19 protein-coding genes and 2 pseudogenes are annotated in these 20053 nt (G+C 70.9%); 11 read left to right on the top strand and 10 right to left on the bottom strand.

Annotation, left to right across the window (positions count from 1 at the left end):
• Window positions 1-20 precede the first annotated feature (20 nt).
• Window positions 21-887: an AbfB domain-containing protein gene (locus ACZ7OO_RS27940; protein WP_471508792.1), complete on the bottom strand. Its 867-nt coding sequence runs from the start codon at window positions 885-887 to the stop codon at window positions 21-23.
• Between the two features lie 548 nt (window positions 888-1435).
• Here ACZ7OO_RS27940 and ACZ7OO_RS27945 point away from each other — a divergent pair.
• The 3 genes from ACZ7OO_RS27945 to dapD all read left to right on the top strand — a co-directional run bounded on the left by ACZ7OO_RS27945 (window position 1436) and on the right by dapD (window position 3577).
• A complete protein-coding gene (locus tag ACZ7OO_RS27945) occupies window positions 1436-1756 on the top strand; it encodes a DMT family transporter (RefSeq protein ID WP_471508794.1) in 321 nt (106 codons plus the stop codon).
• Window positions 1756-2292, top strand: coding sequence for a TetR/AcrR family transcriptional regulator (locus ACZ7OO_RS27950; protein WP_471508796.1), 537 nt, complete (start codon window positions 1756-1758; stop codon window positions 2290-2292). Before ACZ7OO_RS27945 ends, ACZ7OO_RS27950 begins: the two co-directional genes overlap by 1 nt.
• A gap of 295 nt (window positions 2293-2587) precedes the next feature.
• Window positions 2588-3577, top strand: coding sequence for a 2,3,4,5-tetrahydropyridine-2,6-dicarboxylate N-succinyltransferase (gene dapD / locus ACZ7OO_RS27955; RefSeq protein ID WP_471508798.1), 990 nt, complete (start codon window positions 2588-2590; stop codon window positions 3575-3577).
• Window positions 3578-3638: 61 nt separating this feature from the next.
• Here dapD and ACZ7OO_RS27960 read toward each other — a convergent pair whose 3' ends face one another.
• Window positions 3639-4148: a hypothetical protein gene (locus tag ACZ7OO_RS27960; protein ID WP_471508800.1), complete on the bottom strand. Its 510-nt coding sequence runs from the start codon at window positions 4146-4148 to the stop codon at window positions 3639-3641.
• Window positions 4149-4339: 191 nt separating this feature from the next.
• Window positions 4340-5275, bottom strand: a complete 936-nt coding sequence (gene dapA, locus ACZ7OO_RS27965; protein WP_471508802.1) for a 4-hydroxy-tetrahydrodipicolinate synthase — start codon at window positions 5273-5275, stop codon at window positions 4340-4342.
• Between dapA and ACZ7OO_RS27970 the strand changes: the two are divergent.
• The 5 genes and pseudogenes from ACZ7OO_RS27970 to ACZ7OO_RS27990 all read left to right on the top strand — a co-directional run.
• Window positions 5261-5503: pseudogene (locus ACZ7OO_RS27970) on the top strand (zinc ribbon domain-containing protein); the annotation flags it as partial. The gene dapA and the pseudogene ACZ7OO_RS27970 sit on opposite strands and share 15 nt — an antisense overlap.
• A gap of 109 nt (window positions 5504-5612) precedes the next feature.
• A pseudogene (locus ACZ7OO_RS27975) lies at window positions 5613-5992 on the top strand (hypothetical protein); the annotation flags it as partial.
• Between the two features lie 95 nt (window positions 5993-6087).
• A complete protein-coding gene (locus tag ACZ7OO_RS27980; RefSeq protein ID WP_471509044.1) occupies window positions 6088-6564 on the top strand; it encodes a DUF3618 domain-containing protein in 477 nt (158 codons plus the stop codon).
• Window positions 6565-6653: 89 nt separating this feature from the next.
• Window positions 6654-7466 carry a helix-turn-helix domain-containing protein gene (locus ACZ7OO_RS27985; protein ID WP_471508804.1) on the top strand — a complete coding sequence of 271 codons (813 nt, stop codon included), beginning with the start codon at window positions 6654-6656 and terminating at the stop codon, window positions 7464-7466.
• A gap of 17 nt (window positions 7467-7483) precedes the next feature.
• Window positions 7484-8221: an SRPBCC family protein gene (locus tag ACZ7OO_RS27990; RefSeq protein ID WP_471508806.1), complete on the top strand. Its 738-nt coding sequence runs from the start codon at window positions 7484-7486 to the stop codon at window positions 8219-8221.
• A gap of 18 nt (window positions 8222-8239) precedes the next feature.
• On the opposite strand, the gene ACZ7OO_RS27995 is transcribed toward ACZ7OO_RS27990, so the two are convergent.
• Window positions 8240-10066: an endonuclease/exonuclease/phosphatase family protein gene (locus ACZ7OO_RS27995; RefSeq protein WP_471508807.1), complete on the bottom strand. Its 1827-nt coding sequence runs from the start codon at window positions 10064-10066 to the stop codon at window positions 8240-8242.
• 308 nt (window positions 10067-10374) lie between these two features.
• Here ACZ7OO_RS27995 and ACZ7OO_RS28000 point away from each other — a divergent pair, with 308 nt between their 5' ends.
• The 3 genes from ACZ7OO_RS28000 to ACZ7OO_RS28010 all read left to right on the top strand — a co-directional run bounded on the left by ACZ7OO_RS28000 (window position 10375) and on the right by ACZ7OO_RS28010 (window position 13694).
• Window positions 10375-11805 (top strand): hypothetical protein, encoded by a 1431-nt coding sequence (locus ACZ7OO_RS28000; RefSeq protein ID WP_471508809.1) that lies wholly within the window; start codon window positions 10375-10377, stop codon window positions 11803-11805.
• Window positions 11806-12003: 198 nt separating this feature from the next.
• Window positions 12004-12651 carry a GntR family transcriptional regulator gene (locus tag ACZ7OO_RS28005; protein WP_471508811.1) on the top strand — a complete coding sequence of 216 codons (648 nt, stop codon included), beginning with the start codon at window positions 12004-12006 and terminating at the stop codon, window positions 12649-12651.
• Window positions 12652-12665: 14 nt separating this feature from the next.
• Entirely contained in the window at window positions 12666-13694 is a 1029-nt protein-coding gene (locus tag ACZ7OO_RS28010) for a 1-aminocyclopropane-1-carboxylate deaminase (RefSeq protein ID WP_471508813.1), read from the top strand.
• A 61-nt stretch (window positions 13695-13755) separates the two neighbouring features.
• On the opposite strand, the gene ACZ7OO_RS28015 is transcribed toward ACZ7OO_RS28010, so the two are convergent.
• From ACZ7OO_RS28015 to ACZ7OO_RS28040, 6 genes are all read right to left on the bottom strand, one after another.
• Window positions 13756-14922: a TerD family protein gene (locus ACZ7OO_RS28015; RefSeq protein ID WP_471508815.1), complete on the bottom strand. Its 1167-nt coding sequence runs from the start codon at window positions 14920-14922 to the stop codon at window positions 13756-13758.
• 80 nt (window positions 14923-15002) lie between these two features.
• Window positions 15003-15992 carry a zinc-dependent alcohol dehydrogenase family protein gene (locus ACZ7OO_RS28020; RefSeq protein WP_471508817.1) on the bottom strand — a complete coding sequence of 330 codons (990 nt, stop codon included), beginning with the start codon at window positions 15990-15992 and terminating at the stop codon, window positions 15003-15005.
• Complete coding sequence (locus tag ACZ7OO_RS28025; RefSeq protein WP_352223934.1) at window positions 15989-16834, bottom strand: carbohydrate ABC transporter permease; 846 nt, start codon at window positions 16832-16834, stop codon at window positions 15989-15991. The genes ACZ7OO_RS28020 and ACZ7OO_RS28025 overlap by 4 nt, the downstream gene beginning before the upstream one ends.
• Window positions 16831-17766, bottom strand: coding sequence for a carbohydrate ABC transporter permease (locus ACZ7OO_RS28030; protein WP_471508819.1), 936 nt, complete (start codon window positions 17764-17766; stop codon window positions 16831-16833). The genes ACZ7OO_RS28025 and ACZ7OO_RS28030 overlap by 4 nt, the downstream gene beginning before the upstream one ends.
• On the bottom strand, window positions 17763-19130 hold the full coding sequence (locus ACZ7OO_RS28035) for an ABC transporter substrate-binding protein (protein WP_471508821.1): 1368 nt from the start codon (window positions 19128-19130) through the stop codon (window positions 17763-17765). The genes ACZ7OO_RS28030 and ACZ7OO_RS28035 overlap by 4 nt, the downstream gene beginning before the upstream one ends.
• 87 nt (window positions 19131-19217) lie before the next feature.
• Complete coding sequence (locus tag ACZ7OO_RS28040; protein ID WP_471508823.1) at window positions 19218-19988, bottom strand: DeoR/GlpR family DNA-binding transcription regulator; 771 nt, start codon at window positions 19986-19988, stop codon at window positions 19218-19220.
• Between the last annotated feature and the right edge of the window lie 65 nt (window positions 19989-20053).

Here is a 20053-nt window from a genome sequence, read left to right on the forward strand (position 1 = left end):
GTGCCGCCGCTTTCGCGTGCTCAGGCCAGGGGATCCACCAGGCGGAATGCCGAGTCCGCGCGGTAGAGGTCGCTGTTCTGGTAGGTGTCCAGTTTCAGTTGGAAGCTCTGGTGGCGCAGAAAGCGGCCGGGGTAGTTCACCGACTCCAGCATGACCGCGCCGGAGTAGGCCGAGGCGCGGGCGCAGAAGGTGGCGTCCTGGTGGAAGAGGGGCGAGCCGTCGCTCTGGTCGGTGCGCAGCAGGAAGTTGCGGTGGCGCAGGTACTTCCCGTCGGACGTCCGGAACGAGTAGCAGGAGCTGTTCGCGAGGCCCTTGACGACGGTGAACGTGGAGTCCTCGCGGGACTCCGAGCCGCGCACCGGGTCGAGCTTCACGTAACCGCCGCTCACATGCCAGTAGCGGTCCGGGTAGTTGACCGAGCGGATCGACCGGGTGGTGGACTGATGTGTGGAGCCGCCGTCCGAGCCGCCCGAGCCGCCTTTGGACGGCGACGACTTGGAGGGCTTCGCGCCGGAGGGCGACGTCTTCGGGGTGGCGGCGGGTGCTGTGGCCGACGCCGTGGCGGAGGGGGACGAGGTCGGCGAAGTCGTCAGCATGCCCGACTTGTCCTTGCCGGGGGTGGCCGGTCCCTTCGATGTCGGTGAGGCGAAGGAGAGCAGGCCCGGGCCGTGGTCGAGGGCCGCGTCGGTCGGCGAGGGATGCGCCGCTGACGCCCGGTCAGGGGTGCTGCGGCTGACGGCTATCGCGGTGACGCAGGCGACGACCGTGGCGATCGCCAGCGTGCCGGCCAGCCAGAGTCTTCGGGTTCCGGGAGCCCGGGAGGCGTCGGGGGCCCAGCCGTTCTCCCAGGGGGGATGCGGCGGGGGTTGGGGGGTGGTTTCTGGCATGCGCTTTTCCTCCAGCGGCGCCAAGGCAGCGGCGGCCGGGGGTGTGAGGGTGAGGTGGGTGAAGTGTGAAGCAAAGGTGGATCGCAGAGGTGCACACACTAGTGGAGTCACGCGGCCACGGGGAGGCGTTTCAGCTAGCGGTTTCTATGAGAATTAAACAACTCCATGCGACGCACGGGAGTTCAAACGCCGATCTGTGTCCATCGGGCCGCGCACGCCCAGTTGGCGGGCGCGATCTGGCCCGGGTTGTACGTCAGCTGCGCTACCCGCGGTGGCGCAGCCACGCGAAGTGAAGCCCACGCGCGAGGAGTTGTAGAGGAACAGCTGGCGGATGCTGCCGCCGGTCTCCCCGCCGTCGGCGACGTTCGTCGGGTTGGTCTGCGTGTACGAGTACGCCGGACCGCCTGCCGCCGGGATCGCGGAGATCGGCGTGGAGGGGGTGGTGCTCGCGGAGAGTGCCGTTGCCCGTCGCGCGGTTGTTGTTCTGGACCTCCTCCTGTGCGGAGGCCTATGTACGACCGTACACAGCGTTGCGTACAATCGTACACATGGGATACCTGACGCTCGCCGGCGCCATAGCCGCCGAGGTCGCCGCCACGACGGCGATGAAGTACAGCGAGGGTTTGAGCAGGCTCTGGCCCTCGCTGCTGACGGCACTCGGATATGTGCTGTCGTTCCTGCTCCTGGCCGCGACGCTGAAGACGGTGTCGATCGGCACGGCGTACGCGATCTGGTCCGGGGTCGGCACCGCGGCCATCGCCATAATCGGCCTGGTGCTGTTCGGGGAGGGGCTCAGCCTGGTCAAGGTCGCCGGGATCGTGCTCATCGTCGGCGGAGTGGTGGTCCTGAACCTGGGAGGCGCGCACTGATGCCACGTCGTTACGACCCCGAACGCAGGCAGCGGATCATCGAGGCGGCGATCCGCGTGGTGGGGGAGAAAGGGCTCGCCGGGCTCTCCCATCGCTCGGTCGCCGCCGAGGCGGACGTACCGCTCGGTTCGACGACGTACCACTTCAAGACCCTCGACGAGCTGATGGTCGCCGCGCTGCGCCAGGCCAACGAGGGCTTCGCCAAGGCGGTCGCCGTGCACGGCGGCCTGGACGACTCCGCCACGGACCTCGCCGCCGCCCTCGCCCGGATCCTCGGCGACTGGCTGGGCGGTGACCGCACCGCCGTGGAGCTGGAGTACGAGCTCTACCTCGCCGCCCTGCGCCGCCCGGCCCTGCGCCCGGTTGCCGCGGAGTGGGCCGACGACCTTGCCGAACGGCTGGCACGGCGCACCGACGCGGTCACGGCGCGGGCTCTGGTCGCGCTGATGGACGGGATCTGCCTCCAGGTGCTGCTGACGGGGACGCCGTACGACGAGGGGTACGCGCGAGACGTCCTGGGGCGCGTGATTCCCTGAGCGGAACGCGTCCGCCACTGCCCTCCCCGCCGCCCCGGCCGGATCACCGTGAACCCTCCGGCGGACATCGGGGACAGGGGTGACACGCACGCACCGGCGAACCAGGGAGAGCCCTCGTGAGCGGACCGCCGCCGGCCACGGCACAGGCGGGGGACGACGCGGAGACCGCCCCCGGACCCGGTCGGCCCGCACCACGGGGGAGTGCGGGCCGACCGGCGCATCTTCGGGGCCTGCCCCCTGAGACGCCCCGCACGCTGGTTCGCCTCGCAGGCCCCCGGCCGGTTAGGTTGCCCTCATGACCGACACGACTGCTCCTCGTCCCACCGGTGCCGCCGCCGCCGGCCTCGCCACGATCGCCGCCGACGGCACCGTTCTCGACACCTGGTTCCCCGCTCCCGAGCTGGTCGCCGAGCCCGGCCCGGCCGGCACCGAGACGCTGTCCGCCGAGCAGGCCGTGGAACTCCTCGGCGAGGGTGCGGCCCAAGCGATCGGCCCGGACGTCCGCCGCAATGTCGAGGTCGTCGCGGTCCGCACGGTCATCGCCTCCCTCGACGACAAGCCGCTCGACACGCACGACGTCTACCTGCGTCTGCACCTGCTCTCGCACCGCCTGGTGAAGCCGCACGGCCAGAGCCTGGACGGCATCTTCGGCCTCCTCGCCAACGTCGCCTGGACCTCCCTCGGCCCGGTCGCCGTCGACGAGATCGAGAAGGTCCGGCTGAACGCCCGCGCCGAGGGCCTGCACCTCCAGGTGACGTCGATCGACAAGTTCCCCCGGATGACGGACTACGTCGTCCCCAAGGGGGTGCGCATCGCCGACGCCGACCGGGTCCGCCTCGGCGCGCACCTTTCCGAGGGCACGACCGTCATGCACGAGGGCTTCGTCAACTTCAACGCCGGCACACTCGGCACCTCGATGGTCGAGGGCCGTATCTCGGCCGGTGTCGTGGTCGGCAACGGCTCGGACATCGGCGGCGGCGCTTCCACCATGGGCACCCTGTCCGGCGGCGGCAACGTGATCATCGCCATCGGCGAGCGCTGCCTGATCGGCGCCGAGGCGGGCGTCGGGATCGCGCTCGGCGACGAGTGCGTGGTCGAGGCCGGCCTGTACGTCACTGCGGGCACCCGGGTCACCATGCCCGACGGCCAGATCGTCAAGGCCCGCGAGCTGAACGGCGCCTCCAACATCCTCTTCCGCCGCAACTCGGTCACCGGAGCCGTCGAGGCCCGCCCGAACAACGCGGTCTGGGGCGGACTGAACGAGATCCTGCACAGCCACAACTGACCGGCCCTGCTTCAAGAAGATTCAGGCTGAGCGCCCTTCCGCCGCATCGGCGGCAGGGCGCTCAGCCGTCCTGCGGCAAGGACGCCCTGAACTCCGCCAGCGCGGCGAAGTCACCCTCGCGCAGCCCGATCCGCGGACTGACGTGGTGCAGCAGGACCGGGCCGGGATGGTGGGCCCGGACGTACAGCGTGTCCGCCGGACCCTGTTCGTCGTCCACCCAGGCGAACGGCCGCCCCCCGGCGTACGCGACGATCGCCTCTGTCTTCCAGTGCACCCCGTCCGGCCGCTCTGCCAGCAGGCCCCGGCCGAAGTCGACGTAGGGCAGCTCGGGCAGGCCCACGACCGGGGCGATCCAGCGGTTGGCCTCGGCCATCCATGTGGTCGCCCAGCACAGCTCGTAACCGAGGGCGAGCAGTGCCGGGCCGTGTTCCGGGTTCAGCCAGACCCGCAGGGGCCGCCCGGGGCGGACGGTCGCCCGGATCGTCGTATAGCCCTTGGGTCGCCGCTCGGGCTGCGCCGCGTAGGGGTTGAGGGGGCCGTCGACATCCAGGAACAACAGGGGGCGGCTCACGGGGACAACGTACGGCAGCGGGGGCTCCGGGCACCGGTGATGTTTCTCGCGCCGCACAGGCATAGAGGGCCGCCCGCACGCGTCACCACGGTCACAGGGCCCGGACACGAGGGGAGAGAAGGTGATTCCGGATGCGGAACGGCAAGGACGGTGCCGCGGGGCGTTGGGAACCGGGCTTCGCCGGGCGCTGCTCACCCGTCCGCCGACACCAGCTCCTCATACACCGCCCGCAGCCCGTCGGCCGCCTCCCGGCCGGCGGGCCGCAGCGGTGCCCGTACCGGTCCCGCCGGTCGGCCGAGCGCGGTCAGCAGCGCCTTCGACGTGACCGTGCCCGGCAGGCCCGCGGCCGTCATCGCCTCGATCAACCGCGTGGCCCGCAGCTGCAGTTCGATGGCGCGGGTGGTGTCGCCGGCGTCGAACGCGTCGAGGATCGCGGCGACCCTGCCCGGCACGACGTTCGCGACCGTGCTGACACAGCCCGCCGCACCCACCGCGTACAGGGCGAGGATGTGCTCGTCGCAGCCCGCGTAGTACGCCAGCCCCGCGCGCGCAAGTACCTTCTGGGTGCCGAGGAAGTCGTACGAACAGTCCTTCACGGCCACGATCCGGGGGTGCGCGGCGAGCCGGATCAGCGTCTCCGGCTCGATACGGGTGCCGGTGCGGCCCGGGATGTCGTACAGCATCACCGGCAGCCCGCTCGCCTCCGCGACCTCCAGGAAGTGCGCCTCCAGCGCGTCCTGCGGCGGCCTGCTGTAGTACGGCGTCACCACCAGGACGCCGTCCGCGCCCGCCTTCTCGGCCGCGCGCGCAAGCTCCACGGTGTGCCGGGTGTCGGCGGTGCCCACGCCCGCGACGAGCGGTACCCGCTCGCCCACCGCCTCCCGGACGGCCGTGATCAGCTCGGCCTTCTCCCGGTCCGTGGTGGTCGGCGACTCGCCGGTGGTGCCGTTCAGCACCAGACCGTCACACCCCTCCGCCACCAGGTGCGCAGCCAGCTTCCGGCCCCCGTCGAGGTCGAGTGCCCCCGTCTCGGTGAACGGCGTGACCATCGCGCAGAGGGTGCGGCCGAAGGGGCGGGACGAGCGGGCCGGGCGGGGCGTGCGGGCGGTGTCGTGTGGGTTCGTCATGGGGGTAGTCTCGGCAGCCTGACGGCTTGGCTCTACTTAATTCTTCTACGGGGCCTGCTGCGCCGGCGCACCGAGGACAAGGCCCCCGGTCGGGTCGAGGACGTTCCCGCGCCCTATACGAGTCCGCGGTGTTCCGCCTGCGGATGGATCGAGAAGAAGTCGCGCAGGAGCCAAGCCGACCTCGTCTGCGTGGCCTGCGGGTTCACTTGCAACGCGGATGAGAACGCAAGCATCAACGTCGCGGCAGGACAGGGCGGGATCCGCCGCCCCCGGCGCACAGCCGGTGCCGGAGGGGTGACAACGGCCACCGACCCTTCGAGCGCCCGTGAACCTCAACCACCTCCGTTTCGAACGCGGCTTCCGCTATGCCCGGCAGCGGGTGCGCTCGGCCACCGTCGGCTCGTGTGCCCCTGCGGTCTACCAGCCGTCGCGCTCGCCGACGCGGGCTGGGGCAGGCCCGGTTGGCGTGCTCTGGCGGCCGCCTGCGGGGGCTGCCTACGCGCGCGTACGTCGGTGTCGCTCGCCGGGTTCGCCCGGCTCGCCGGAGAGGGGCTGCGGGTCGTCGCCGGGGGCACGGGGGCGGTCGTCGCCGAGCCGGTGCCGGGCGAGCGTTTCTGGTTGCCCGAACTGGTCGCGGAGGCAGCCCTGTTGCAGGCGCGCCTCGACTGGTTCCAGAGCCAGCTCGTGAGGTTCGGCGAGCACGGGAACCGGGGCTGACGGACGGGCGGCCCCGTCTGACCGCCGGCGGCCTGGGTACTCGGAGGGTCAGCAGGCAGAAGCGGACGCCGACGAGACCAGGAGAGGCAGTACCGATGACGAAGAGGACCGCACACGGAACGGGGGCCCGACTGACCGGCACCGCGGGCACGTTGGCGGCGAAGGCCGACCTCAAGGGCCGTACCCAGGCCCGCGCCGCCGATCTCAAGGACAAGGCCGGCGCCCTGACCGTCCATCTGCGCGAGGGCGCCACGAAGGCCGGCCAGCAGGCCCAGGACCGGGCGGTGAAGGGTAGTCACACGGCCCAGGAGCAGATGGCGAAGGCGCGGCACACGCTCCAGGAACGGGCGCTCAGGAGCGGGCACGTCGTGCAGGAGCGGGCGGGACGGGCGGGCCATCTGGCGTCCGAGAAGGCCGTCGAGGCGGGACGCGCCGCCGAGGGGCGCATCCCGGACCCCGCGCGTATGGCCGTCCGGGCCGCCCTGCGGCACGCGCGCCCGGTGCTGATCGCGGGCGCCGCCCTCGCCGGTGTCATCGCCGTGGGTGCTCTGCGCCGGGGCCGGCGCCACTGAGACCCACGCAGGTCCGCCCTTCACTCCACCGTCTCACCGAAAAGCCGGCCCTTCTGGACAGGAAAAGTTTTCGGTGAGACGGTGGTGTCATGCTGGACGTCACCGTGATCGAGGACCCCGAGGCAGCGGCGGTGTCCCTGGACCCCATACGGGCCAGGCTGCTCGCCGAACTGGCCGCCGCGCCCGCGTCGGCCGCGATGCTGGCCGGCAAGGTCGGGCTGCCCCGGCAGAAGGTGAACTACCACCTCAGGGCGCTGGAGCGGCACGGCCTGGTCGAACTGGCCGGAGAGCGGCGCAAGGGCAACGTCAACGAGCGGCTGATGCGCGCGACCGCCGCGTCGTACGTCATCTCGCCGGCCGCCCTGCCCGCCGTACAGCCGGACCCGGACCGCTTCCGCGACCAGCTCTCCGCGCGCTGGCTGCTCGCGCTCGGCGCCCGCCTGGTGCGTGACGTCGGCACGCTGATCAGCGGTGCCGCCAAGGCCCGCAAGCAGCTGGCGACCTACGCGCTGGACGGCGAGGTGCGCTTCGCCTCCGCCGCCGACCGCGCGGCCTTCGTGCAGGAGCTGACGGCGGGCGTGAGCGCGCTCATCCGCAAGTACGACGCGCCCGACACGGAGGGCGGCCGGGACCACCGGATCGTCGTCGCCCTTCATCCCACGGTCAAGGCGGACGCCCGCCCGACGGCTGACACGCACCCGACGGTCGACGCCCGCCCGATGGTCGACCCGCACCCGACGGCGGACGCTCGCCCCGCGGCCGAGACCCGCGCCGCGGCCGAGACCCGCGCCGCGGCCGAGACCCGCGCCGCGGCCGAGACCCGCGCCGCGGCCGAGACCCGCCCCGCGGCCGAGGACCTGCCCGGGGTCCCGGATCGTGGCACTCCCGAACTGGATCAGTAGGCAGCAGGAGCCCCGACATGTCCAATGAATTCGAGATCGCCCGCGAGTTCGAGGTCGACGCCACGCCCCAGGAGGTGTGGGAGGCGATCACCAACGGCTCCGGTGCCTATCTGTGGCCGATGGAGCCGCCCGAGCCCCGGGTGGGCGGCGCGGCGGCCTTCGGCTCCACCGTCACCGCGTACGAACCGCCGCACCACCTGGTCATCCGCAGCGAGGACGTCGGCTTCCCGGTCCAGAGCGTCAACCAGCTGGAGCATGTCATCGAGCCGCGGGACGGCGGCCGCCGAGCCTGGGTGCGCTATGTGCACAGCGGGATCTTCACCGACGACTGGGACAACCAGTACGACGGTGCGAGCAGGCACACCGACTTCTATCTGCACACCCTGCGCGAGTACCTGGTCCACTTCGCGCCCCGCCCGGTCACCTTCGCGCAGCTCAACGGCCCGGAGGCGGCCCAGGCGCCGGACGCCTTCGACGCCGTGGGCCGCGCCCTCGGCCTGCCGGACGACCTGGCCGAGGGTGCGAAGGCCAGCGTCCGCGGGCCCGGCGGACGGACCCTGGACGCGGTGGTCGACTACCGCAACCCGTACTTCATCGGGCTGCGCACCGACGACGCCCTCGTCCGGTTCTTCGGACGCAACCACTGGGGCGCCCCGGTCGGCATCAGCATCCACGACTTCGCACCGGACGCCGACGCCGAGGCGAACGAGAGCGCCTGGCAGGACTGGCTGAACGGGGTGTTCAGCCAGTCCTGAGCCACCGTTCCGACGGGCTTACGGGCGGAAGCGCAGCACCTGCGGGTCGTGGTCGCTGATCTGGTCGTGGAACTCCGAGTTGATGTGCACGCTGTCGTACTCGAAGGCGCCCTCGCGCCGGATCTCCTTGCTGATCAGGATCTGGTCCAGGACCTGCTCGTTGCCCTGGTAGTCGTAGGTGTAGCGCTCCTTGGTCGGCAGCGACTGGATCGCCGACCACAGGGCGCCGCCGCTCTCCAGGATCTTGGTGGTGCCGGAGAAGTCGAAGTCGTTCATGTCGCCGAGCGCGATGACGTCGGCGTTCTTCTGGACGTCGAGGATGCTCTTGACGAACGCGTTGACCAGCGTCGCCTGCGCGTGGCGCTGGGTCTCCGAGCTGCGCACCACCGGCTGGTACTGCGCGGTCAGCCCCTGGTCGCCGCCCTTGGAGTTCAGGTGGTTGGCGATCACGAAGACGGTCCTGCCGCGGAAGACGAACTCGCCGGCCAGCGGCTTGCGGCTGTTGGTCCAGGCGGAGTCCGACGGGGCGACGCGGCCCGGGGAGGCCGTCAGCTGGGCCTGGCCGTGCACCTTGGTGACGCCCACCGGGGTGGTGGAGTCGCCGCCCGCGCGGTCGACGAAGGACACTCGCTCAGGGTTGAACAGGAAGACCTGGCGGATGTTGCCGCCGGGCTCGCCGCCGTCCTTGTCGTTGACCGGGTCGATGGAACGCCAGTCGTACTTCGGGCCGCCGGCCGCGACGATCGCGTCGATCAGCTTGTTCACCGTCACGTCGGCGGCGACCGTGCCGTCGTCCGTCGCGCCGTTGTTGTCCTGGATCTCCTCCAGGGACACGATGTCGGGCGACTGGAGGTTGTTCACGATCGCGGAGGCGTGCGCGGCGAACGTGCCGTCCGAGGGGTCGAGGTTCTGGACGTTGTAGGTGGCGACGGCCAGCTCGCTCCGTGACTGCTTCTTCGTCGTCTCGCGCTGCAGGCCGCCGCTCCTCAGGGCGCCCAGCTCGCTCGCGACGAGGGTGTAGCCGCCGAACTGGTTGTAGTCCATCGGACCGGTCGTGGCGCCGGTCAGCGTGTCGCCGACGTTCGCCACCGGGAAGTCGGCGGTCGAGCCCAGGGACTGGATCTGGAGGCGGCCGGTGTTCTGGTCGTTGTAGGAGCGGTACAGCGAGCCACCGCGGACGGTGCGGTTCTCGTGCGGCTTCACCGTGACCCACAGCTCGTGGTACGGGTCGGTGGCGGTGACCACACGGGTGTCGCGGACCTGGACGTTCATGCCCTCAAGGGACTCGTAGTAGTCCAGGGCGTACTTCTTCGGCTGAAGCGTCAGGCCGTTGATCGAGCCGCTCGCGGCCGTGTCACCCGCCGGGGCGTACTTGCCGGGGACCGACTTCCGGTCGATCACGACCGGCGCCGGCACCGCGTTGCCCGTGGAGACCGTGGTGACCGTCGGCTTGGTGATCTCGGTCAGCGACTGGTTGCCGGTGGAGGCGCCGCCGGGGACGTACTCGGAGACCGTGCCGGTGACCGTGACGGAGTCGCCGACCGCGACCTTCGGGGTGGAGCTGGTGAAGACGAAGACGCCCTCACTGGTGGCCGGGTCGTCGTCCGGCGTCGGGTCCTGGAGCCAGAAGCCCCGGGAGGAGCCGTAGGTACGCGTGGCCGTGACGATGCCGGGGACGTCCGTCACCTTCTGGCCGGCGTACGGCGATATGCGTGTGGCGCCCTGGACGTCATGGATGCGCAGCCCGTCGGCCTGGGCCGGCGAGGTGAGGGCGACGGTGGACGCCGCGCTGCAGACGGCGGCGACGGTGAGCGCGGCGAGACGCGCGGAAGACCTGCTCGGCAAGGAAATCCCTCCGGGGACATAAACGGTGCCGGGACGAGGGTGAGTCATGGAATGGGCATGACACGCGTAGACAAAGAGCGAACACTTGTCCCCCCTGATTTCTACGCGCGTCAATCTCGTGCCTCCGCAGGGGAGTTGTCAAGGTTTCAGCCATGTACGCCGCCCGGCGAGGAGATGAACCGGGCGGCATGGGTGGAAATCCGTCTAGGCTGAGCGGCTGAGGCGTACGGCGTCCCGATGGTCGTACGGCCGTCGTACGGAGTCCATGTCGTCGTACGACCGTAGAGGCGTCCGAGGAGAACCACCCGATGTCAGACAGCTCCCCCCTGCCGCCGGTGCGGTTGCGTTCCGAAGCGGAGCTGGCGAGCGCCGCGCTGGCCACGCCGCTGCTGTCCCGGGCCGCCCGGCTCGCCCGCTGGGCCGGGCCCGACACCCGCGTCGACGCAGGTGGCGGACTGGTCGAGGAACAGCTCCCGGCCGCCGCCGAGCTGCTGGGGCTCACCGGGGACGATGCCGCCGCGTACGCCGCCGAGGCCTGGCGGGTCGCCCTGGACGCCGGGCTCGTCGAGATCGTCGACGAGGAGGCCGGGACCGTGGCGGCGGGGGAGGAGCTGGCACTGCTCACCGGGGGCTCGCCGCACGACGTCCTCGCGGTGTGGCTGGCCGCGCTGGAGACGGTGATCGGCGACGCGAGCGTGCCCGACCTGGATGGAATTGTCGACGCGCTCGGCGAGGGCGGCGAGGTCGATTTCTCGTCACTCGGCTGGGACCCCGAGGCCGAGGCGGAGTTCCTCGACGGCGTCCTCGGCAACCTGTACCTGCTGACGCTTGGCGAAGGCGGTCCCGGCGAGGCGCCGGTGCCGCTGCCCGCGCTCGCCGCGTCGATGATCGTGCCCAGCGACATGGGGGAGCCGACCAACGACGTCCTCGAACAGGTCTCCGACGCGATGATGCGGCTCGACGACCAGTTCCGGATGCTGGAGCCGGTCGGGCTCGTCGAGTACCAGCCGGTCGACGAGGCGCTCATGGCCGACGCGGAGGAGGAGCCGGCGGCGGGGCCGGTCGACGAGAGTGATGTCTCCCGGTACGGCATGGTGCGGCTCACCCCGCTCGGCGCGTACGGGCTGCGGGCGCGGCTGCTGGAGGCCGGGTTCGAGGCGCCGGCGGTCGGGGAGCTCGCCGACAAGGGCGCGGACGCGTTGCTCGACGGTATGGCCGCGTTTTCACAGGGGGCCGCGCAGGCCGAGACCGAGCAGTGGCTGGCCCGTCGTGAATCACTCGCGGCGGCACGGGAGTTGCTGGCCGCCGCGCGCGGCGAGGACGCGGGGGCGCCGCTGCGCCGGCTGCGCTGCCAGCAGGCGCTGTCCCTGGTCGGCACGGAGGCCGAGCCTGCGCTCCGCGAGGTGCTCGACGACCCCGAACTGGGCGGCCTGGCCAGGGTCTGGCTGGTCGAGCGCGGCGCCGCCGACGTACCGGCGCCCTCGCCGGACATGATCTTCTGGCTGACCATCGACACCCTCGCCGCGCAGCTGGCCGCCGAAGGGAACTCGGAGGAACTGCAGTCCCTCGTCGAGGGGTTGGCCCAGCAGCACGCAGGGTTCTTCGCCGAGGCGTGGCGGGTGGACCACCCGGACACGGCCGACGTCCTGGAGGCGATGGGGCGCTTGCACCCGGACAAGAATGTGGCGAAGGAGGCCCGGAAGGCCGCGTTCAAGGCACGGTCGCAGCACGGGGGGTAGGCGGCCGGCAAGGCCTGTTCCCGGTCGGGAGGCAGACGGCCGGAGAGGTGGGTTCTTGGGCGGGTTCTTGGGCGGGGGTTTTGGCCACCGTGGGGCGGTGCTTACGGATTATTGATACCGATGGTCGTCCACCCTTGCCTGTGTGAGGAGCTGACATCCCTTGCCTGTGTGAGGAACTGACATCTAACATTTCAGTGCATGGAGGCCCTGCGACCCGTCCCCCGCACCCTGCTCCGCGACCGCGCCTACGAAGCCATCCGCGACGCCATCGTCACCGGGGAGATCGAACCCGGCGCGGTGGTGCGTGACGCCGAGTTCGCGGAGCGGCTCGGGCTGTCCCGGGCGCCGGTGCGGGAGGCGTTCGCCCGGCTCGTCGACGAGGGGCTCCTGGAGAGCAAGCCGCAGAGCTACACGCGGGTCACGCCGGTCGTGGCCGCCGATGTACGGGACGCGGCGGCCGTGGTCGGCGCCATGCACGAGCTGGCCACCGGGGCCGCCGTACCCCGGCTGCGGGACGCCGACCTCGACGTGATGCGCGCGGCCAACGACCGGTTCGCCGCCGCCGTGGGCGCCGGTGACGTGGACGAGGCCCTGCGCGCCGACGACGAGCTGCACGACGTACTGATCCGGGTGGCCGGCAACCGCGCGGCCGCCGCCACCGTCGCCCGCTACACCCCGCTCATCCGCCGCCTGGAGCGCCGCCGCTTCGGCGAGGGCGGTTCCTGCCGCTCGGCGGGCCTGCACGAGCGGCTCATCGAGGCGTGCGCGACCGGTGACGCGCGGACGGCGGTCCGGGTCACCGCCGACATCTGGCACACCCTCGCCGACCTGGCCGACCCCGACTGACACCAGGAGCCTCCATGTCCCTCTCTCCCTCCATTTCCTCCTACGAGCGCTACCCCCTCCTCTTCGGCCCCTCGCCCGTGCATCCGCTGGAGCGCCTCACCGCCCACCTCGGCGGGGCCGCGCTGTGGGCCAAGCGAGAGGACTGCAACTCCGGTATCGCGTACGGCGGGAACAAGACGCGCAAGCTGGAGTATCTGGTGGCCGATGCCCTCGCCCAGGGCTGCGACACCCTCGTCTCCATCGGCGGGGTGCAGTCCAACCACACCCGTCAGGTCGCCGCCGTCGCCGCCCGCGCCGGGCTCAAGTGTGTGCTGGTGCAGGAGAGCTGGGTGGAGTGGCCGGACTCCGTGTACGACAAGGTCGGCAACATCCTGATCAGCAGGCTGGCCGGGGCCGATGTACGCCTGGTGCGGGCCGGGTTCGGGATCGGGTTCAAGGAGAGCTGGGAGGGGGCGCTGCGCGAGGTCGAGGAGTCCGGCGGCAGGCCGTACGCCATCCCGGCCGGCGCCTCCGACCATCCGCTCGGCGGGCTCGGCTTCGCCAACTGGGCGTACGAAGTCGCCGAGCAGGAGCGGGAGCTGGGCGTCTTCTTCGACACGGTGATCGTCTGCTCGGTGACCGGGTCGACCCAGGCCGGGATGGCAGCCGGGTTCGCGGCGCTGGCGGAGGCCGGTGGGCGCGAGCGCCGGGTCGTCGGCATCGACGCCTCGGCCAAGCCCGCCGAGACCCGCGAGCAGGTCGCCCGCATAGCCCAGCGGACCGGGCAACTGATCGGTGTCAAGGGAGAGTTGACCATCGACGACATTGAGCTGGACGAGCGGTACCACGCGGGTGTCTACGGCATCCCCGACGAGGCCACCCTGGAGGCGATGCGGCTCGCCGCCCGTACCGAGGGCATGGTCACCGACCCGGTGTACGAGGGGAAGTCGATGGCGGGGCTCATCGACCTCGTCGGACGGGGTGAGATCGGCGCCGGCTCGACCGTTCTCTACGCCCACCTCGGCGGGCAGCCCGCGCTGAACGCCTACAGCGCCCTCTTCTGACGGACCGAAAGGGCGGTCCCGCACCCCGGAAGGGGCGCGGGACCGTGCCGATCCACGGCCGTTACAGCGCCTGCGCGCCCGGCTTCACCATGTTCCGGACCGTGCGGGCCTTCACGAACTCGCCGAGTGCCGTCATGTCCCACTCGCCGGAGAACTGGCGGACCAGCTTGGCCATCATCACGCCGGTCTGCGCTTCCGCGTTGGTGAGGTCGAAGCGGACCAGTTCCTCGCCGGTCGCCGCGTCCAGGAGGCGGCAGTAGGCCTTGGCGACCTCCGTGAACTTCTGGCCGGAGAAGGAGTTGACGGTGAAGACGAGGCCGGTGACCTCCGGGGGGATCCGGCCGAGGTCGACCGCGATCACCTCGTCGTCGCCGCCTCCCTCACCGGTGAGGTTGTCGCCGGAGTGCTTGATCGCGCCGTTGAGGATGGACAGCTTGCCGAAGTAGCAGCTGTCGACGTGGTCGCGCTGCGGGCCGTAGGCGACGACCGACGCGTCCAGGTCGATGTCCTTGCCACGGAACGCCGGCTCCCAGCCCAGACCCATCATGACCTGGGAAAGCAGCGGGCTGCCGCCCTTGACCAGCGACACGGTCTGGTTCTTCTGGAGGCTGACCCGGCCCTTGTCGAGATTGATCTTCCCGGCACCGGGAGCTGGGGCAGGGGCAGCGGCAGCGGCAGGAGCGACGGCGGGGGTGGACGGCGCGGCCACCGGCTGCGGCGGTGCGGCCGGTGCCGGTTCCTCCACCGTCACGCCGAAGTCGGTCGCGATGCCCGCCAGCCCGTTCGCATACCCCTGGCCGACCGCGCGGGCCTTCCACGCGCCGTTGCGCAGGTAGATCTCGACGACCACCAGGGCGGTCTCCGCGCCCAGCTGCGGAGGCGTGAACGTGCCCAGCACCGAGCCGTCGTCCGCGTTACGGATCGTCGCCGTCGGCTCGATGCCCTGGAAGGTCTGGCCTGTGGCGTCGGGGCTCGCGGTGACCACGATCTTCTCGATGCCGGGCGGCACGGCGGCCGTGTCGACGGTGATCGCGTCCGGCGCCGTACCGCCGCCGGAGCGGTAGGTCACGCCCGGGCCGCTCGGCTGGTTGTAGAAGATGAAGTCGTCGTCGGAGCGCACCTTGCCGTCGCCCGTGAGCAGCAGGCCCGACACGTCCAGCCGCACCGGGGCGGCGACGTCCACCGCCACCCGGGAGACGGTGAGAGGGATGTTCGAGCCAGGGGTCATAGCTGTCATGCCAGGTGAACGAACGACACCGCTTTGCCGTTCCCTTACCGTCGAGCGGCCCCAGGAACCCCCCGATCGGCTCAGGGAACGACGACGATCTTCCGCCCCACCCCCGCCGCGAACTGCTCCAGCGCCTGCGGGTACTGGTCCAGTGGGAGCCGGTCGCTGATGAAGACCTCCGGGTCCAGCACCCCGGTCGCGAACAGCTCCGCCGCGCGCTCGTAGCTGTGCAGGACGGCCATGGAGCCGGTGATGGTGATCTCCTGGTTGTAGATGCGGTACGGGTCGATCGTGACCCGGGTCGCGTAGTCGGCGACGCCGAACTGGAGGAACGTGCCCGCCTTCGCCACCCGCTCCAGGCCGTCCTGGATCGCCGCCGCGTTGCCGGTCGCGTCGATCACCACGTCCCAGCCCCGCGGGCGGTCCAGCTCGTCGGCGTTCGCGGCGGACGCCGAGACGCCGAGACCGCGGGCGGTCTCCAGGCGGGCCGGGTTCAGATCGACCACGTCCACGCTGGCCGCGCCGGTCCGCTTGGCGAGTTCCAGCATCATCAGGCCCATCGTCCCGGAGCCGTAGATGAGGACGTGCGCGCCCAGGCGGGACTTGAGGACGTCGTAGCCGCGTACCGCGCAGGACAGCGGCTCGACCAGCGCCGCGTCCTGGGTGCGGACGTGCTCGGGGAGCTTCACGCAGTTGGCGACCGGGGCGACCGCGTACTGTGCGGCCCCGCCCGGGACGGTCACGCCGATCGCGGCCCAGCGTTCGCAGAGGTTGTTGTGGCCGTCACGGCAGTAGCGGCACTCGTAGCAGTACAGGGACGGGTCGACCGCGACCTGGTCGCCGATCGCCACCTCGGTCACCTGGGCGCCGACGCCGACCACCTCGCCGGCGAACTCGTGGCCCGGCACGATCGGCAGCTTGGGCGCGAACTCGCCCTGGAGGATGTGGAGATCGGTTCCGCACAGGCCGCAGGCGGCCACTTCCACCACGACCTCACGGGGGCCCGGTGTCGGGTCGGGGACCTCGGTGACGACGGCACGGCCCACGGACTCGATGACGGCGGCCTTCATTTCACGGCTCCCAACGACAGGCCCTGGACCAGCTTGTCCTGGGCGGCGAACCCCGCGGCGAGCACCGGCAGGGAGACGACGAGCGACGCGGCGCACACCTTGGCCAGGAACAGGCCCTGGCTGGTGATGAAGCCGGTCAGGAAGACGGGGGCGGTCTCGGCGACCACGCCTGTCAGGACTCGGGCGAAGAGAAGTTCGTTCCAGCTGAAGATGAAGCAGATCAGGGAGGTGGCGGCGATGCCGGGCAGGGCGATCGGGGCGACCACCCGCGCGAGGATCGTCGGGAGGCGGGCGCCGTCGATCTGTGCCGCCTCGATCACCGCGACCGGGACCTCGGCGAGGAACGACTGCATCATCCACACCGCGATCGGCAGGTTCATGGAGGTGTAGAGGATGACCAGGAACCAGATGTTGTCCAGCATCCCGGTGTTCTTCGCGAACAGGTAGATCGGCAGCAGCCCGGCCACGACCGGCAGCATCTTCGTGGAGAGGAAGAAGAACAGCACGTCCGTCCACTTCTTGACCCGCCGGATCGACAGCGCGTAGGCCGCCGGGAAGGCCAGGACGAGGACGAGGAGGGTCGAGACGATCGAGGCGACCGCCGAGTTGATCAGCGCCGGCCAGGGGCTCGCGCCACCGCCGGCTCCGAAGAACTCGCGGTAGCCGTCCAGGGTGAGGGCGGCGCCGAAGGAGGGCGGGTTGGTCGCCGCGTCCGCCTCGGAGTGGAAGGACGTCAGAGCCATCCAGGCGATGGGGAAGAAGAAGACGATGCCGGCCAGCCAGGCCACCAGACCGATGCTGAGGCCCCGGTGCTTCCTGACGCGTATGGCGAGGCTGCTCATGCGCGGGACACCTCCTCGCGGAACAGGGACGACACCACGCGCAGGGCGAAGGTCGCGATGATGATCGAGCCGATGACGACCAGGACGCCGGCGGCCGAGGCGAGGCCGTTCTCGTGTGCCTGGTAGAAGCTCTGGTAGACGGTGTAGGGGAGGTTGGCGGTGCCCAGGCCGCCGGACGTGATCGTGAAGACCGCGTCGAAGTTCTGGACGATGTAGATGCTGCCCAGCAGGGCGCCGAGTTCGAGGTAGCGGCGCAGGTGCGGGAGCGTGAGATAGCGGAAGACCTGCCAGTCGCTCGCGCCGTCCACCCGGGCGGCCTCGATCTGCTCGGGGTCACGGCTCTGCAGCCCGGCGAGCAGGATCAGCATCATGAACGGCGTCCACTGCCACACCAGGGCGGCCTCGACGGCCAGCAGCGGGGTGCTGGAGATCCAGTCGGGCTGCGGTCCGCCGACGTAGTGCAACAGGCCGTTGAGCAGGCCGTACTCGGGGTTGTAGAGGACGTGTTTCCAGAGCAGGGCGGCGGCCACCGGGACCACCAGGAAGGGGGCGATCAGCAGGGTGCGGACGATGCCCCGGCCGCGGAACCTGTTGTTCAGGAGCAGCGCCAGCGCGAGGCCGAGGACCAGGCTGACCAGCACCACCGTGACCGTGAGGAGCACGGTCGTCCACACCGAGTGGCGCAGGTCGGCGTCGGTCAGGACCTGGCGGTAGTTGTCGACGCCGGCGAAGTGGCGGGCCTTCGGGTAGAGGGCGTTCCAGTCGAAGAAGGAGATGACCACCGTGGCCACGAACGGCAGCTGGGTCACGACGATCATGAAGACCAGGGCGGGCAGAAGGGGGGCCCGGGTGGCCCAGGCGCGCAGGCGGGCGGAGGGCGGCCGCGTGGCGCGTGCGGGTGTCGCTGTGTAGGGGGCTGTCGTCGCGGTCATCGTCCCTCGTACTCCTTGGCGATCTTCTCGGCGAGCTGCTGGGACTTGGTCAGGGCCGAGTCGACGGACTGTCGTCCGGCGATGGCCGAACTGATCTCCTGGGAGACCTTGGTGCCGAGATCGGTGAACTCGGGGATGTCGACGAACTGGATGCCGGGCGCGGGGCGCGGCTGGACGCCGGGGTCGTTCGGGCGGGCGCTCTCGATGGCCTCCTTGGTCATCTCCTGGAACGCGGCGGCCGTCCTGACGTAGTCGGGGTTCGTGTAGGTCGACGCCCGCTTGCCCGCCGGGACGTTGGACCAGCCGCTGGTCTGTCCGACCAGTTCCTCGTACTGCTTGCTCGACGCCCAGGACACGAACTTCCAGGCCTTGTCCGGGTTGCGGGAGGCCTTCTGGATGCCCCAGGCCCAGGTGTAGAGCCAGCCGGACGACTTGGTCTGCTCGACGGGTGCGGGGGCGTAGCCGAGCTTGCCCTTGACCGGGGAGCCGTTCGCCTCGAGGAGGCCGGCCGCGGACGTCGCGTCGTACCACATGGCGACCTTGCCCTGGGTCATGTTGTTGAGGCACTCGGCGAAGCCGGACTGGGGGGCGCCGGACTCGCCGTGCTTGCGGACGAGGTCGACGTAGAACTTCGTCGCGTTCTCGAAGCCGGGCGCGGTCAGCCGGGCCTTCCAGCCCTTGTCGAACCAGGTGCCCCCGAAGGTGTTCACGACGGTGGTCAGCGGCGCCATCATCTCGCCCCAGCCGGGCAGGCCGCGCAGACAGATGCCGCGCATGCCGGACTGGGCGCCGTCCACCTTGGCGGCGAGGTCGGCGACCTGCTGCCAGGTGGGGTGCGCCGGCATCGTCAGCCCCTTCGCCTGGAACACGTCCTTGCGGTACATCAGGAAGGACGACTCGCCGTAGAAGGGCTCGCCGTAGAGCTTGCCGTCGGCGGCGGTCAGGGACTGGCGCATCGGTTCGAGGATGTCCTGCTGGTCGAAGCCCGGGTCCTTCGCGACGTACGAGTCCATCTCGTGCAGCCAGCCGTTCTTGGCGTAGATCGGTATCTCGTAGTTGGACAGGGTGGCCACGTCGTACTGGCCGGCCTGGTTGGCGAAGTCCTGGCTGATCTTGTCGCGGACGTCGTTCTCGGGCAGGACGGTGAAGTTGACCTTGATGCCGGTCTCCTTGGTGAAGCGCGGGGCGAGCTTCTGGAGTTCGGTCATCTGGGGGTTGTTGACCATCAGCACATTGATCGAATCGCCGCCGGAACCGGACCCGCCCGCCCCGACCCAGCAGCCGGAGAGCAGCGGGGCGAGCAGCGTCCCTGCGGCGGCCATGGCGAGCGTGACTCGCGGCCTCCGTCGGCTCGGGGTTCGCATGGATCGCTCCTGGAGGAATCGGGAGATATGGGGCACTGCGGGGTGGGGAAGAGCCCTGCGGGGAGGGCGTGGGTGTGTCTTGGCGGGTCAGACCCGGATGACCTGGGGGCCCATCAGGGCGTAGCGATGGGCCTCGGCGGTGGGGAGCAGGGTGCTCGTCACGATCGCCTCAAGGGTGCCGACCTCGGCGAAGCGGCAGAAGCTGACGGCTCCGAACTTGGTGTGCACGCCGGCGAAGACCGTCCGGCGTGCGGCGCGGACGGCCTGGGCCTTGACCTCGCTGACGGCGGGGTCGGGGGTGGTCAGGCCGTGCTCACGTGAGATGCCGTTGGCTCCAATGTAGGCGAGATCGAGGACGAAGCCGGCGAGCATCTTGGTCGTCCAGTGGTCGACGGTCGCCAGCGTGCCGGCCCGCACCCGTCCGCCGAGCAGCAGCACCGACATGTTCTCGCTCTCGGCGAGGGCGCCCGCCACCGGCAGCGACGCCGTGACCACGGTCAGCGGCCGGTCCGTCGGCAGTGCCTCGGCGATGAGCTGTGGGGTGAAGCCCTCGTCGACGAAGACGGTCTCGGCGTCGCCCAGCAACTCGGCGGCGGCCGACGCGATCCGCCGCTTCTCCGGGACGTGGCTGGTCGAACGGAAGGCGAGCGTGGTCTCGAAACCGGCGCTCTCGACGGGATACGCGCCCCCGTGGGTACGGCGCACCAGGCCGTGGTCCTCCAGGGCGCGCAGATCCCGCCGGATGGTCTCCTTGGCCACGCCCAGCGCGGCGGCCAGAGCGGTGACGTCGACCGAGCCCGTGACGCGCGCGGCCCGCACGATCTCGCGCTGGCGTTCTTCCGCCGTCAGCGTGCTCATCTCGTCACCCACTTCGCTGTGGACCTGCGTGGAACTGCCCGTTCGGGCCATGCAGCAAGTTCTAC

The organism is Streptomyces sp. NPDC111744, assembly GCF_055634995.1.

Coding starts and splice junctions, on each gene's coding strand:
- ACZ7OO_RS27940 (WP_471508792.1), bottom strand. CDS start 887: ATGCCAGAAACCACCCCCCAACCCCCGCCGCATCCCCCCTGGGAGAAC.
- ACZ7OO_RS27945 (WP_471508794.1), top strand. CDS start 1,436: ATGGGATACCTGACGCTCGCCGGCGCCATAGCCGCCGAGGTCGCCGCC.
- ACZ7OO_RS27950 (WP_471508796.1), top strand. CDS start 1,756: ATGCCACGTCGTTACGACCCCGAACGCAGGCAGCGGATCATCGAGGCG.
- dapD (WP_471508798.1), top strand. CDS start 2,588: ATGACCGACACGACTGCTCCTCGTCCCACCGGTGCCGCCGCCGCCGGC.
- dapA (WP_471508802.1), bottom strand. CDS start 5,275: ATGACGAACCCACACGACACCGCCCGCACGCCCCGCCCGGCCCGCTCG.
- ACZ7OO_RS27980 (WP_471509044.1), top strand. CDS start 6,088: ATGACGAAGAGGACCGCACACGGAACGGGGGCCCGACTGACCGGCACC.
- ACZ7OO_RS27985 (WP_471508804.1), top strand. CDS start 6,654: ATGCTGGACGTCACCGTGATCGAGGACCCCGAGGCAGCGGCGGTGTCC.
- ACZ7OO_RS27990 (WP_471508806.1), top strand. CDS start 7,484: ATGTCCAATGAATTCGAGATCGCCCGCGAGTTCGAGGTCGACGCCACG.
- ACZ7OO_RS28000 (WP_471508809.1), top strand. CDS start 10,375: ATGTCAGACAGCTCCCCCCTGCCGCCGGTGCGGTTGCGTTCCGAAGCG.
- ACZ7OO_RS28005 (WP_471508811.1), top strand. CDS start 12,004: ATGGAGGCCCTGCGACCCGTCCCCCGCACCCTGCTCCGCGACCGCGCC.
- ACZ7OO_RS28010 (WP_471508813.1), top strand. CDS start 12,666: ATGTCCCTCTCTCCCTCCATTTCCTCCTACGAGCGCTACCCCCTCCTC.
- ACZ7OO_RS28015 (WP_471508815.1), bottom strand. CDS start 14,922: ATGACCCCTGGCTCGAACATCCCTCTCACCGTCTCCCGGGTGGCGGTG.
- ACZ7OO_RS28020 (WP_471508817.1), bottom strand. CDS start 15,992: ATGAAGGCCGCCGTCATCGAGTCCGTGGGCCGTGCCGTCGTCACCGAG.
- ACZ7OO_RS28025 (WP_352223934.1), bottom strand. CDS start 16,834: ATGAGCAGCCTCGCCATACGCGTCAGGAAGCACCGGGGCCTCAGCATC.
- ACZ7OO_RS28030 (WP_471508819.1), bottom strand. CDS start 17,766: ATGACCGCGACGACAGCCCCCTACACAGCGACACCCGCACGCGCCACG.
- ACZ7OO_RS28035 (WP_471508821.1), bottom strand. CDS start 19,130: ATGCGAACCCCGAGCCGACGGAGGCCGCGAGTCACGCTCGCCATGGCC.
- ACZ7OO_RS28040 (WP_471508823.1), bottom strand. CDS start 19,988: ATGAGCACGCTGACGGCGGAAGAACGCCAGCGCGAGATCGTGCGGGCC.